Annotated in this window: 15 protein-coding genes and 1 tRNA gene; 10 read left to right on the top strand and 6 right to left on the bottom strand. The window is 68.7% G+C overall.

Annotation, left to right across the window (positions count from 1 at the left end; translation table 11 throughout):
- Nucleotides 1-187: 187 nt before the first annotated feature.
- From IO36_RS12205 to IO36_RS12190, 5 genes are all read left to right on the top strand, one after another.
- Complete coding sequence (locus tag IO36_RS12205) at nucleotides 188-1,639, top strand: amino acid permease (protein WP_051900326.1); 1,452 nt, start codon at nucleotides 188-190, stop codon at nucleotides 1,637-1,639.
- 109 nt (nucleotides 1,640-1,748) lie between these two features.
- Nucleotides 1,749-2,171, top strand: a complete 423-nt coding sequence (locus IO36_RS12200; protein ID WP_037619203.1) for a M67 family metallopeptidase — start codon at nucleotides 1,749-1,751, stop codon at nucleotides 2,169-2,171.
- 79 nt (nucleotides 2,172-2,250) lie between these two features.
- Nucleotides 2,251-2,352, top strand: a complete 102-nt coding sequence (locus tag IO36_RS49140) for a putative leader peptide (protein ID WP_339129578.1) — start codon at nucleotides 2,251-2,253, stop codon at nucleotides 2,350-2,352.
- 116 nt (nucleotides 2,353-2,468) lie between these two features.
- Entirely contained in the window at nucleotides 2,469-2,747 is a 279-nt protein-coding gene (locus IO36_RS12195; protein WP_037619201.1) for a MoaD/ThiS family protein, read from the top strand.
- Between the two features lie 17 nt (nucleotides 2,748-2,764).
- Nucleotides 2,765-3,715, top strand: coding sequence for a PLP-dependent cysteine synthase family protein (locus IO36_RS12190; RefSeq protein WP_037619198.1), 951 nt, complete (start codon nucleotides 2,765-2,767; stop codon nucleotides 3,713-3,715).
- A gap of 129 nt (nucleotides 3,716-3,844) precedes the next feature.
- On the opposite strand, the gene IO36_RS12185 is transcribed toward IO36_RS12190, so the two are convergent.
- Nucleotides 3,845-4,318: a type II toxin-antitoxin system PemK/MazF family toxin gene (locus tag IO36_RS12185; RefSeq protein WP_037619197.1), complete on the bottom strand. Its 474-nt coding sequence runs from the start codon at nucleotides 4,316-4,318 to the stop codon at nucleotides 3,845-3,847.
- A gap of 253 nt (nucleotides 4,319-4,571) precedes the next feature.
- Between IO36_RS12185 and IO36_RS12180 the strand changes: the two genes are divergently transcribed.
- On the top strand, nucleotides 4,572-5,324 hold the full coding sequence (locus IO36_RS12180; RefSeq protein WP_037619194.1) for an MBL fold metallo-hydrolase: 753 nt from the start codon (nucleotides 4,572-4,574) through the stop codon (nucleotides 5,322-5,324).
- A gap of 88 nt (nucleotides 5,325-5,412) precedes the next feature.
- Here the strand turns inward: IO36_RS12180 and IO36_RS12175 are convergent, their stop codons facing one another.
- Both IO36_RS12175 and IO36_RS12170 read right to left on the bottom strand, forming a co-directional pair.
- Nucleotides 5,413-6,660 (bottom strand): PTS transporter subunit EIIC, encoded by a 1,248-nt coding sequence (locus tag IO36_RS12175; protein ID WP_037619192.1) that lies wholly within the window; start codon nucleotides 6,658-6,660, stop codon nucleotides 5,413-5,415.
- Nucleotides 6,661-6,896: 236 nt separating this feature from the next.
- Nucleotides 6,897-8,183 carry a PTS transporter subunit EIIC gene (locus IO36_RS12170; protein WP_037619190.1) on the bottom strand — a complete coding sequence of 429 codons (1,287 nt, stop codon included), beginning with the start codon at nucleotides 8,181-8,183 and terminating at the stop codon, nucleotides 6,897-6,899.
- A gap of 172 nt (nucleotides 8,184-8,355) precedes the next feature.
- Here IO36_RS12170 and IO36_RS12165 point away from each other — a divergent pair, with 172 nt between their 5' ends.
- From IO36_RS12165 to rdgB, 4 genes are all read left to right on the top strand, one after another.
- Complete coding sequence (locus IO36_RS12165; RefSeq protein WP_037619188.1) at nucleotides 8,356-8,589, top strand: PTS sugar transporter subunit IIB; 234 nt, start codon at nucleotides 8,356-8,358, stop codon at nucleotides 8,587-8,589.
- 134 nt (nucleotides 8,590-8,723) lie between these two features.
- On the top strand, nucleotides 8,724-9,470 hold the full coding sequence (gene rph, locus IO36_RS12160) for a ribonuclease PH (RefSeq protein ID WP_037619186.1): 747 nt from the start codon (nucleotides 8,724-8,726) through the stop codon (nucleotides 9,468-9,470).
- Between the two features lie 144 nt (nucleotides 9,471-9,614).
- Nucleotides 9,615-10,013, top strand: coding sequence for a hypothetical protein (locus IO36_RS12155; protein ID WP_037619184.1), 399 nt, complete (start codon nucleotides 9,615-9,617; stop codon nucleotides 10,011-10,013).
- 177 nt (nucleotides 10,014-10,190) lie between these two features.
- The gene (rdgB, locus tag IO36_RS12150; RefSeq protein WP_037619492.1) at nucleotides 10,191-10,793 is read left to right on the top strand and encodes an RdgB/HAM1 family non-canonical purine NTP pyrophosphatase; all 603 of its coding nucleotides are present in this window, start codon (nucleotides 10,191-10,193) and stop codon (nucleotides 10,791-10,793) included.
- Between the two features lie 65 nt (nucleotides 10,794-10,858).
- Here rdgB and IO36_RS12145 read toward each other — a convergent pair.
- From IO36_RS12145 to IO36_RS12135, 3 genes are all read right to left on the bottom strand, one after another.
- Nucleotides 10,859-10,933: transfer RNA gene (locus IO36_RS12145), tRNA-Leu, on the bottom strand.
- Between the two features lie 7 nt (nucleotides 10,934-10,940).
- Nucleotides 10,941-11,795, bottom strand: coding sequence for an HNH endonuclease signature motif containing protein (locus tag IO36_RS12140; protein ID WP_037619182.1), 855 nt, complete (start codon nucleotides 11,793-11,795; stop codon nucleotides 10,941-10,943).
- A complete protein-coding gene (locus IO36_RS12135; protein WP_037619180.1) occupies nucleotides 11,792-12,415 on the bottom strand; it encodes an HNH endonuclease in 624 nt (207 codons plus the stop codon). The genes IO36_RS12140 and IO36_RS12135 overlap by 4 nt, the downstream gene beginning before the upstream one ends.
- Nucleotides 12,416-12,422 lie beyond the last annotated feature (7 nt).

The following is a 12,422-nucleotide window of genomic DNA, read 5'->3' as shown; positions in this document are numbered from 1 at the left end:
CGATCGACGCCTTCGCCGTGATAGATCTTCACGACCGCCCGGCAGGACACCACCCACGTCCCGCCGGGTGCGCCACCGAGCCGGCGGACCGTCGGCCAGGCACGAGCTCCACCTGTCCGGGGGGATCGGAAGCCGATGCGAAGCCGGGAGACCGGCTCGGACCGGTACGGAGAAAGGCGCACCAGACATGACCTCATCGCAGGTCGGCAAGAGTCACGACGGCAGTGAGGCCGTGGGCGGCGACGCCCCCGAAGAGGGGTACGAGCGCGGGCTCGGCAGCCGTCAGGTCCAGATGATCGCGATCGGCGGCGCCATCGGCGTCGGCCTCTTCCTGGGAGCCGGGGCGAACATCGCCAAGGCCGGTCCCAGCCTGATCGTCATGTACGCCCTCGCGGGCGTGATCATCTTCTTCATCATGCGGGCGCTCGGCGAGCTCCTGCTCTACCGGCCCGTCTCGGGCTCCTTCGCGGAGTACTCCCGCGAGTTCCTCGGCCCGTTCTTCGGCTACTTCACCGGCTGGACGTACTGGCTGATGTGGGTGGTCACCGGCATGGCCGAGCTCACCGCCGCCGCGATCTACGTCCACTACTGGTTCCCGTCGGTGCCCCAATGGGTGACCGCGCTGGTCTTCCTGATCGTCCTGTTCGTGGCGAACCTGATCTCCGTGAAGCTGTTCGGCGAGATCGAGTTCTGGTTCTCGATGGTCAAGGTCACCGCCCTGCTCGGCATGATCATCATCGGCATCGGCGTCCTGACCTTCGGTTTCAGCTCCGCCGGTGACACCGCCGCCGTCAGCAACCTCTGGGCGTTCGACGGCTTCTTCCCCAACGGCATCGGCTCGTCCCTGATGACCCTCCAGGGCGTCATGTTCGCCTACCTCGCCGTCGAGCTCGTCGGCGTCACCGCGGGCGAGTCCGAGGACCCGGAGAAGACCCTCCCGAAGGCCATCAACACCCTCCCGTGGCGCATCGCCCTCTTCTACGTCGGCGCCCTCACGGTCATCCTCTGCGTCGTGAAGTGGACGGAGTTCTCGCCGGACGTGAGCCCCTTCGTCGCGGCCTTCGCGAAGATCGGCATCCCGGCCGGCGCCGGCATCGTCAACTTCGTGGTCCTCACCGCCGCCCTGTCCTCCTGCAACTCGGGCATGTACTCCACGGGCCGCATGCTGCGGAACCTGGCCGAGAGCGGCGAGGCCCCCAAGGTCTTCGGCAAGCTGTCCTCCACGAAGACGCCCGCCTTCGGCATCACGGTCTCCGTGCTCTGCATGGGCATCGGCGTGGTCCTCAACTACGTCGTCCCCGAGAAGGCCTTCGGCTACGTCACCTCGGTGGCCACCGCCGCCGGCATCTGGACCTGGCTGATGATCCTCGTCAGCCACATCCTCTACCGCCGCGCGGTCGACGCCGGCCGCCTCCCGGCCTCGTCCTTCCCCGCCCCCGGCGGCGCGAAGTGCAGCTGGATCGCCGTCGCGTTCCTGCTCTTCGTCACCGGCCTGATCGCCTACGACGCCGACTCCCGCATCTGCCTGTACGTGATGGCCGTCTGGGCCGCCGTCCTGGGCGTCAGCTGGGCGATCCTCAAGGCGCGCAACCCCCAGGTCACCGAACGCCGCGAGCTGGAGCTCGAGAAGGTCGGCTGACCGCCCCACGGACGCCCGGCCCCCGGGCCACCGCTCAGGACGTCCGGCATACGGGCCGTCCCGTACCACTCCTCGGTACGGGACGGCCCTTCTGTCTATCCTGACCAGCATGCTGACCATCACCGAGGCCCTGTTCGACCAGATCGTCGCCCACGCGCGCCAGGACCACCCCGACGAGGCGTGCGGCGTCGTCGCCGGACCCGCCGGCACCGGCCGCCCCGAGCGCTTCATCCCGATGCTCAACGCCGCCCGCTCGCCCACGTTCTACGAGTTCGACTCCGGCGATCTGCTCAAGCTCTACCGCGAGATGGACGACCGCGACGAGGAGCCCGTCGTCATCTACCACTCGCACACCGCGACCGAGGCCTACCCCTCCCGCACCGACCTCGCCTACGCCAACGAGCCCGGCGCCCACTACGTCCTGGTCTCCACGGCCGACACCGACGACGCCGGCCCCTTCCAGTTCCGCTCCTACCGGATCGTGGAGGGCGAGGTCACGGAGGAGGAGGTCAAGGTCGTCCAGAGCTACTGATCCCACCCACCGGTCAAAAACTGTCCAGAACGTGAGATCACACTCCGGGACCCGTACCGGGAATCGATACGATGAGCCCATGGTTCTGAACGACGTGAGCGACAAGACGCCGGGCATGCTGCTCGTGGCGCGGCTGCACGTCGACCTCTGCAGGCTGCAGAGCGCCATCTGTACGCACTGACCTGCCGCCGTCGTACGGCCGGAGAGCCGCGGCTCCGCAACCGGCGTACCCCCTGCCCCGCCCGCGCTGCCGCGCGTCTTCCGACCTGACTTCCCTTCCGACAGGAGCCCGCAACCATGGCCATCGAGGTCCGCATCCCCACCATCCTCCGCACCTACACGAACGGCGAGAAGGCCGTCGAGGGCGGCGGGGCGACCCTTGCCGAGCTGTTCACCGACCTCGACACCCGTCACGCGGGCATCCGGGCCCGGATCGTGGACGGCGGCGAGCTGCGCCGCTTCGTCAACGTCTACCTCAACGACGAGGACGTCCGCTTCCTCGACGGCATCAACACCAAGCTGACCGACGGCGACAACGTCACCATCCTGCCGGCCGTCGCCGGCGGCATGGCCTGATCGGACCCTGGTCACCGATGCGCTACGACTCTCCGCTCGCCGCGGTGGGCAACACCCCTCTGGTGTGCCTGCCGCGGCTGTCGCCGTCCGCGGACGTCCGTATCTGGGCGAAACTGGAGGACCGCAACCCGACCGGTTCCGTCAAGGACCGGCCGGCCCTCCACATGATCGAGCAGGCGGAGAAGGACGGCAGGCTGACTCCGGGCTGCACGATCCTGGAGCCCACCAGCGGCAACACCGGCATCTCCCTGGCCATGGCGGCGAAGCTCAAGGGCTACCGCATGGTCTGCGTGATGCCCGAGAACACCTCGCAGGAACGCCGTGACCTGCTCGGCATGTGGGGCGCCGAGATCATCTCCAGCCCGGCCGCCGGCGGCTCCAACACCGCCGTGCGCGTCGCCAAGGAACTCTCGGCGGAGCACCCCGACTGGGTGATGCTCTACCAGTACGGCAACCCGGACAACGCCGGCGCCCACTACGCCACGACGGGCCCGGAGATCCTCGCGGACCTTCCCTCCATCACCCACTTCGTGGCCGGCCTCGGCACCACCGGCACCCTCATGGGCGTCGGCCGTTATCTGCGCGAGCACAAGCCGGACGTGAAGATCGTCGCCGCGGAGCCGCGCTACGACGACCTGGTCTACGGCCTGCGCAACCTCGACGAGGGCTTCGTACCCGAGCTGTACGACGCCTCCGTCCTCACCACCCGCTTCTCCGTCGGCTCGGCGGACGCGGTCACCCGCACCCGGGAACTCCTCCAGCAGGAGGGCATCTTCGCGGGCGTCTCCACCGGCGCCGCCCTGCACGCCGCGATCGGCGTCGGCAACAAGGCAGTCAAGGCCGGAGAGACCGCCGACATCGCCTTCGTGGTCGCGGACGGCGGCTGGAAGTACCTGTCGACCGGCGTCTACACGGCGGCGACCACGGAAGAGGCCATCGAGACCCTCCAGGGCCAGCTCTGGGCCTAGCCCGGCGACGGCTCGAGGATTCGGCTCGCCCGAGGGGCGCGCGGACCGGCGACGGTCCCCGCGCCCCTCGGCGTCTTCGGGGACCGGGGACGCGCGCCCCTCGGCGTCTCCGGGGACCGCGGAGGCGACTCAGCGCGCCAGATAGCGGACCTGGTCCCACAGGACCGGGTCCACCACGCCGACCCGCCGGCGGAAGTCGCCGACCGGCACCTCGCGCAGCTCGTCCGTCTCCAGGAAACTCGGCCGTCCCTGGGTGTCCCCCACGGCCCCCGGGGGCAACGGGATCACTCCGGGCCGCTCGTCGTGGTACTTGCTGGTGATCTTCGCGACGGTCACCCGCTTCCCGCGCACCATCAGCACCAGACACGGCCGGTCCTTGGCCCCCGGCTTGTCCTCGTAGGGGACGTTCGCCCACCAGATCTCCGCGGCCTTCGGCAGCGGCCCGCCGCGGAGCGTCCCGCTCCGGCGGGGTCCCCGGGCCCGCCCCGGGGGACGCGTCCGCCCGGCCGGACGGCGCCCGCGGCGCCCCCAGCCGTCCACCAGCGTCGCGACCAGCGCGAGCAGCACCACCGCCGCCGACGCGAGCCACCAGGACGTGTCCACAGCACAGAAGGTACCGGTGCGCGTGTACCCGCGCCCGCTCTGCGGTACATACCGGGTCCCGGGGAAGGTCGTACGAACTGATCCAAACGCCGCCCCTCAGGTCCATCCGAACCGGTGACAGCACAGGTGAGTTCGCCCACAACAGCCCCTGGCGGAGGAGCGACCCGACCTTTTGCGCCTTACGCTCGACGGACCGCACGACCCCCGTCCTCCCCGTTTCCAGCTGCTACCCGCCAGCGGAGGTTTCTGCTTTATGAAGCTCACCGTCGTCGGATGCTCGGGGTCGTTCCCGTCCGCGGAATCGGCCTGTTCGAGCTACCTCGTAGAGGCCGACGGCTTCCGGCTGCTTCTCGACATGGGCAACGGTGCCCTCGGCGAGCTGCAGCGCCACTGCGGTCTCTACGACCTCGACGCGATTTTCCTGAGCCATCTGCACGCCGATCACTGCATCGACATGTGCGCCTACTTCGTCGCGCGCTACTACCGGCACGACGGCGGCCGCTGCGCCCCGCTCCCCGTCTACGGACCCGAGGGCACCGAGCACCGCCTCACCACGGCCTACGCAGACACCCCCACCGCCTCGTCCATGAGCGAGGTCTTCGACTTCCACACGGTCAAGCCGTCCACCTTCGAGGTCGGCCCCTTCACCGTGCACACCGAACGGGTGGCCCACCCGGTGGAGGCGTACGGCATCCGGGTGGAACACGGCGGACGGTCGTTGACGTACTCCGGCGACACCGGGGCGACCGAGGTGCTGGACGAACTCGCCCGCGACACGGACCTGTTCCTGTGCGAGGCGGCGTTCACCCACGGCAAGGAGAACATCCCCGGCCTCCACCTGAACGGCCTGGAGGCCGGCGAGAGCGCCACCCGGGCGGGCGCCCGCCGCCTGGTCCTCACCCACATCCCCCCGTGGACGAACGCCGCCACCAACCTGAGGGACGCCCGCTCGGCGTACCGGGGCCCGGTGGAACTGGCGGCACCGGGGGCGACGTACGAGATCTGACGCCCACGGCGTGATCCGACGCCCACGGCACGCACGAAGGCCCCCGGAACCAGACGGTTCCGGGGGCCTTCGGCCGTAGGGGAGGGGCTCACGCCTTGGTGAGGTCCTCGATCTCCTCATCGGGCTCACGGCCCGGGGTGGGGAGGTTGAACTTGGTGATCGCGAAGCGGAAGACCGTGTAGTACACCGCCGCGAAGACCAGACCGATCGGGATGATCAGCCAGGGCTTGGTGGCCAGGTTCCAGTTGAGCGCGTAGTCGATGAAGCCCGCGGAGAAGGTGAAGCCCGCGTGGACACCGAGCGCCCAGGTGATCGCCAGGGACAGGGCGGTGAGCACCGCGTGGATCGCGTACAGGAGCGGCGCGATGAACATGAAGGAGAACTCGATCGGCTCCGTCACACCCGTCACGAACGAGGTCAGCGCCAGCGAGATCATCATGCCCATCACGGCCTTGCGGCGCTCGGGGCGGGCGGAGTGCGCGATGGCGATGGCGGCGGCCGGCAGACCGAACATCATGATCGGGAAGAAGCCCGACATGAACATTCCGGCGCTGGGGTCACCGGCGAAGAACCGGTTGAGGTCACCGTGGACCACGGCGCCCGTGGCGTCCTTGAAGTCGCCGATCTGGAACCAGGAGACGGCGTTCACGAACTGGTGCATGCCGACCGGGATGAGCGCGCGGTTGATGAGACCGAACAGACCCGCGCCGACCGTGCCGAGACCGGTGATCCACTCACCGAAGTTGGAGATGCCGGTGCCGATGGGCTCCCACACCAGGCCGAAGAAGACACCCATGAGCGTGCCGACGAACGCCATGATGATCGGCACCAGACGGCGGCCGTTGAAGAAGCCGAGCCAGTCCACCAGCTTCTTGCGGTGGTAGCGCTGCCACAGCACGGCGGACAGCAGACCCATGATGATGCCGCCGAGGACACCGGGGTTGTTGTAGGTCGCGGCTATGTCCGCGCCCTTCTGGATCTTCGCCTCGGTGACCGGGAAGGCCTCGAGCACCTTGCTGTAGACCAGGAAGCCGACCAGGGCGGCGAGAGCGGTGGAGCCGTCCGCCTTCTTGGCGAAGCCGATCGCGACACCGATGCAGAACAGCATCGGGAGGTTGTCGAAGATCGCGTGACCGGCGGTGGCGAACACCTCGGTGACCTTGTCGGGCAGGTGCAGCTTCTGCGCGATGTCCGGCACTCCGAGGCGGAGCAGGATGCCCGCCGCCGGAAGGACGGCGATCGGCAGCTGCAGGCTGCGGCCGACCTTCTGCAGGCCCTGGAACAGGCCGGATCCCCGCTTCTTCGCGGGTGCCGCCGTTGCGGTGGCGGTGCTCATAGTTCCTCCATGCGCTGGGCGCTGCCCGGGGACGGGAAGGTACGACAGGGGTCGGCAGCGACCATGTGGTCTACACCACCAGTGGTGTAGACCTGTTTCTAGCACGGTGAAGGCCGGATAAGGAAGGTCCGAATTTTGTGGCCTCGGCCATAACAGGAATAACCGGTTCCGTTCATGCCGAAGGCCCCCGGACCGGCAGGTCAGGGGGCCTTCGCCATGAGCAGGGGTGCGAAGCGCTACGCCTTCGTGGTGTCCTCGATGTCCTCCTCCGGCTCCCGCCCCGGCGTCTTCAGATCGAACTTCGTGATCGCGAACCGGAAGATCGCGTAGTAGACGGCGGCGAAACACAGCCCGATCGGAATGATCAGCCACGGCTTCGTCGCCAGGTTCCAGTTGAGGATGTAGTCGATCAGCCCCGCGGAGAAGCTGAAGCCGTCGTGCACACCGAGCCCCCAGCTCACCGCCATCGACACACCCGTCAGCACCGCGTGCACCGCGTACAGCAGCGGCGCGATGAACAGGAACGAGTACTCGATCGGCTCGGTGATGCCCGTGACGAACGACGTCAGCGCCACCGACAGCATCAGACCGCCGATCTCCTTGCGCCGGTGCGGCTTCGCCGTGTGCGTCATCGCCAGCGCAGCCGCCGGCAGTGCGAACATCATGATCGGGAAGAAGCCCGTGAGGAACTGCCCCGCGTTCGGGTCGCCGTTCAGGAACATGTTGATGTCGCCGTGTACGACCTTGCCGTCGGGTGTTGTGTAACTGCCGAACTGGAACCAGATGGGCACGTTCAGGAACTGGTGCAGTCCGATCACCAGCAGCGCCCGGTTCGCCACCCCGAACACACCCGAACCCCAGGCCCCGAGCCCCACCAGCCAGTCGCTGAAGTTCTCCAGCGCCGTACCGATCGGCGGCCACACCCACAGACACAGCGACGCGAACGCGATCGACACGAACGCCATGATGATCGGCACCAGTCGGCGGCCGTTGAAGAAGCCGAGCCAGTCCACCAGCTTCGTACGGTGATAGCGCGCCCAGAAGAACGCCGACAGCAGCCCGATCACGATGCCGCCGAACACCCCGGGATTCTGGTAGGTGAACTCGATGACCGAGTTGTCCTCCAGCTGGCAGCCCAGCGCGATCTTCACGCTCCCGCCCGGACACGTCTTCGGAAACGCCCGCAGCACGTTGTAGTACACGAGGAAACCCACGACCGCCGCCAACGCGGTCGAACCGTCCGCCTTCTTCGCCATACCGATGGCCACACCCACGCAGAACAGCATCGGCAGCCCGAGCGAACCGTCCAGCAGCGCGCCGCCCGCGGCGCCGATCACCTTGGACAGGTTGTCCCAGCCGAGCCCGTCCGCCCCGAACACGTCCGGCTGCCCCAGCCGGTTGAGGATGCCGGCCGCTGGCAGCACCGCGATCGGCAACTGCAGGCTGCGGCCCATCTTCTGCAGCCCCTGGAAAGCCTTGTGCCAGCGAGCGCGCGCTGGCGATACGTCACTTACGGCACTCATGGGCGTCCTCCGGGCGGGCCGGTTTGGCGACTGCCCGCCAACTGGTGTAGACCAGTCGCGACGGGTCGCTCTGTCGTGATCGCCATCCTTCGGCACCTACGACATGACCGCTCGCGAAGTTGGGCCAACTGTGGGTTACTGCGACAAAGCGGTTCTGATCAGGGAGTAGGACATGGCCAGCAAGGCTGAGAAGATCGTCGCCGGGCTCGGCGGCATCGACAACATCGAAGAGGTCGAAGGCTGCATCACCCGCCTGCGCACCGAGGTCCGCGACGCCTCACTCGTCGACGAGGCCGCCCTGAAGGCCGCAGGAGCCCACGGCGTCGTCAAGATGGGCACCGCCATCCAGGTCGTCATCGGCACCGACGCCGACCCGATCGCCGCCGACATCGAAGACATGATGTGAGCCTGAGCCACCCGGCCCGCTGAAGCCCCGACGGCCCCGCGCCCGGCCGCTTCAGGAGCCCCGGCTCACCCGTGAGGGGCTGTTTCCGCCACCGGCGGACAGCCCCTCACGCCTGTGCGGATAGGCTCGACGCCATGTCTCGAATCGACGGCCGCACCCCCGAACAGCTGCGCCCCATCACCATCCAGCGCGGCTGGAGCAAGCACGCCGAGGGCTCCGTCCTCGTCTCCTTCGGCGACACCAAGGTCTTCTGCACGGCCTCCGTCACCGAAGGCGTCCCCCGCTGGCGCAAGGGCAGCGGCGAAGGCTGGGTCACCGCCGAGTACTCCATGCTCCCCCGCGCCACCAACACCCGCGGCGACCGCGAATCCGTCCGCGGCAAGATCGGCGGCCGCACCCACGAGATCAGCCGCCTCATCGGCCGCTCGCTGCGCGCCGTCATCGACTACAAGGCCCTCGGCGAGAACACCATCGTCCTCGACTGCGACGTCCTCCAGGCCGACGGAGGCACCCGCACCGCCGCCATCACCGGCGCCTACGTCGCCCTCGCCGACGCCGTCACCTGGGCCCAGGGCAAGAAGCTCGTCCGGGCCGGCCGCAAGCCCCTCACCGGCACCGTCTCCGCCGTCTCCGTCGGCATCGTCGGCGGCGTCCCCCTCCTCGACCTCTGCTACGAGGAGGACGTCCGGGCCGACACCGACATGAACGTCGTCTGCACCGGCGACGGCCGCTTCGTCGAGGTCCAGGGCACCGCCGAGGCCGAGCCCTTCGACCGCAAGGAACTCAACGCCCTCCTCGACCTCGCCGTCTCCGGCTGCGACGAACTCGCCGCGATCCAGCGCGCGGTACTCGAAGAGGTCCACGAGGCAACCGCGGGTTAACCCTTCGCGTTCTTATGGGTACGGGCGTACGGTCCAGCCGTACGCCCGCCGGCCCCTTCGGGCGGATCGGGCCGACCGCACAGCGGACGGTGCGGTGCGCCGACGCGGCCGCACCACACCATGCCCACGGGGAGGGACCGTTCCATGGCCGCGCGCCACCGCAACCGCCGCCGCACCGCCGCACTCGCCGCCGTCGCCGCATTCGTCGTCCTGCCGGCGGTCGTCGGCTGCGACGCCGTCAGCAAGGCGCTCGACTGTGTGCAGACCGCCGACTCGATAGCCGACAGCGTCACCGACCTCCAGCAGGCCGTCGAGAACGCGGCGAACGACCCGTCGGGGACCGACGCGTCCCTCAACGCCATCGAGAACAACCTGAAGAAGATCGGCGACAAGACCGACAACGCCGACGTCAACAAGGCCGTCGACGAACTGAACAAGGCCGTCGCGAACGTCCGCACAGCCGTCAAGAACGGCGACACCACCCCCGACATCACGCCGGTCACGGCAGCAGCAGGCGAACTGACGAAGGTGTGCACGCCGTAGGGGTTCTCGGCGCCGAGGGGGCCGACGGTCGGGGCTGAGGGGGCCGACGGTCGGGGCTGAGGAACCGTCGGGGACCGGCGCGAGCCCCGGCTGTGGAGCCGTCGGCGACCGGTGCCGGGCCGGGCTGTGGAGCCGCCGGCGACCGGTGCCGGGCCGGGCTCGGAGATACTGGCGACCATGACCCGCCTGATCCTCGCCACCCGCAACGCCGGAAAGCTCACCGAGTTGAAGGCGATCCTCGCCGACGCCGGTCTCACCCACGACCTCGTCGGCGCGGACGCCTACCCCGACATCCCCGACGTCAAGGAAACCGGCGTCACCTTCGCCGAGAACGCCCTGCTCAAGGCCCACGCGCTGGCCCAGGCGACCGGACTGCCCGCCGTCGCCGACGACTCGGGCCTGTGCGTCGACGTCCTCAACGGCGCCCCCGGCATCTTCTCCGCCCGCTGGGCCGGCCGCCACGGCGACGACCTCGCCAACCTGGACCTGCTGCTCGCCCAGCTCTCCGACATCGACGCCCCGCACCGGGGTGCGCACTTCGCCTGCGCGGCGGCGCTCGCCCTGCCGGACGGCACGGAACGCGTGGTCGAGGGCCAACTGCTCGGCACCCTGCGCCACGAGCCCGCCGGCACGAACGGCTTCGGCTACGACCCGATCCTCCAGCCCGAGGGCGACACCCGCACCTGCGCGGAACTGACCCCGGCGGAAAAGAACGCGATCAGCCACCGAGGCAAGGCGTTCCGGGCACTGGTGCCGGTGGTGCGGGAGCTGTTGGGCTGAGCTTCGGCACCAGCCGTACGCCGAGGGGCGCGCCGTCACGAAGACGACGCGCCCCTTTCCGGCGGTGGGCCCGGTGGGACTCGAACCCACGACACACCGGACCTAAACCGGCGCCCTCTGGCCAGCTGGGGTACGGGCCCATCGCCGTCACTTTACTGGTCGGTGCGGGTCGCGTGTTCGTCGACTCCGGGAGTAGCTCCTCGTCTGACTGTGGCAGGACGGGCAGAGGTACCGCAGGTTGTCGCGACGGTTGTCGAGCCGGTCGCCGTTGACGTGGTCGATCTCCAGCACCAGGCGCTTGCCCCGCCAGGCGTCCCCGGTTCCGCACTCCGTGCACAGGTGCGGCACGCCGAGGTCGTCGAGAGCCCGCCTGAGATGAGCGGTCTTGGCCCGCTGTGATCCAGGTGCCTCCCGACGCAGAATATCCGCGGCGGATTTCCGCTGTGGCGACGATTGCCCTCGCCGGTGTCCCTGGCCGGTGAAGTGGTCGAGCGAGATGCCGTACCGTTCCGCGCTGCGCTTCACCCGTGCCCGACTGGCACCGTTGTCCGTCAGACCGAGCAGTTTCAGCAAGCCCGCGAGGCTGCTGGACTGCGCGACGGCGGGCAGGAGTGTTTCTGCCGTGACCAGGCCGGGGCCGTATCTGCGGCCGCTGGTGAAATGCGAGGTGTCGATTCCGAACTGGTCGAGCTTCTTGCGGACATGGCCGTACGGGCTGTTGTCGGGCGAGTGGCCGAGATACTCGAACATCTCCCTCAGACTGTGCGAGTGGCGGGCCGCCTCCTGAAGCAACTCCCGTGTGTAGAAGCGCTTCTCGCGGGAGGGCAGGGGCTCGTCGACGAAATGGGAGGTGTCGATTCCATAGTGGTCGAGCCTGCCGCTCACATAGCGCAGAGTGTGGCTCCCGAGGGGAGCGCCGAGGCGTTCCAGCAGGTTCACCAGGCTGGTGGAGACGGCAGCCGTCCTGGCCAGCCTCTCCTGTGGATACTTCGAGCCGGTCACGTGTGACTCTTCTGGCGGCCGCGATAAGTGTCCGTCGCGGCATGGCAGTTGGGGCAGAGGAGACGCAGGTTCTCCGGCCGGTTGTCCCACCACCGCCCGTTGATGTGGTCGACCTCGAGGGTGAGTGGCCTGCTGTTCCATTCGGGGCCGGTGCCGCACTCGGCGCAGCGCTCCTCCAGTCCGGATCGCAGCAACTCGCGGCGGAGCCTCCTTCCTGGAACTCTGCCGTTCTCCGGGAGCCGAACGGTGAGGAGGAGGCCGGGCGAGCTCTTCGAAGTCCCACGGCGGGCCTGGGTGAAGTGCGATGTGTCGATTCCGAGTGCGGTGATCCTGCGGGCCACGTGTGTCTGATTGCCGCCGACCTGGCTGATTCCGAGGTGGCCTACGACGCCTTTGATACTGGTCGAAACGCTCACCGCCGCCCGCAGGCGTTCCTCGGTGTGGCGCACTCGGCTCGTCATGAAATGCGAGATGTCGACGCCGGCCTCGCTCATCTTCTGCCGCAGGTACCGACGGCTGCCCGGTGTCGGATTCCCACCGCACCACCGGACCGCGTCGTCGATGTGCCGTGTCTCGCGAGCTGCTTCCTCAAGCAACTCACGGGTGTACCTGACGCTCATGCCTGCT

The sequence above is a fragment of the Streptomyces aureus genome (assembly GCF_000725495.1).
Taxonomy (GTDB): domain Bacteria; phylum Actinomycetota; class Actinomycetes; order Streptomycetales; family Streptomycetaceae; genus Streptomyces; species Streptomyces aureus_B.
This window is presented reverse-complemented; position numbering and strand designations above follow the sequence as displayed.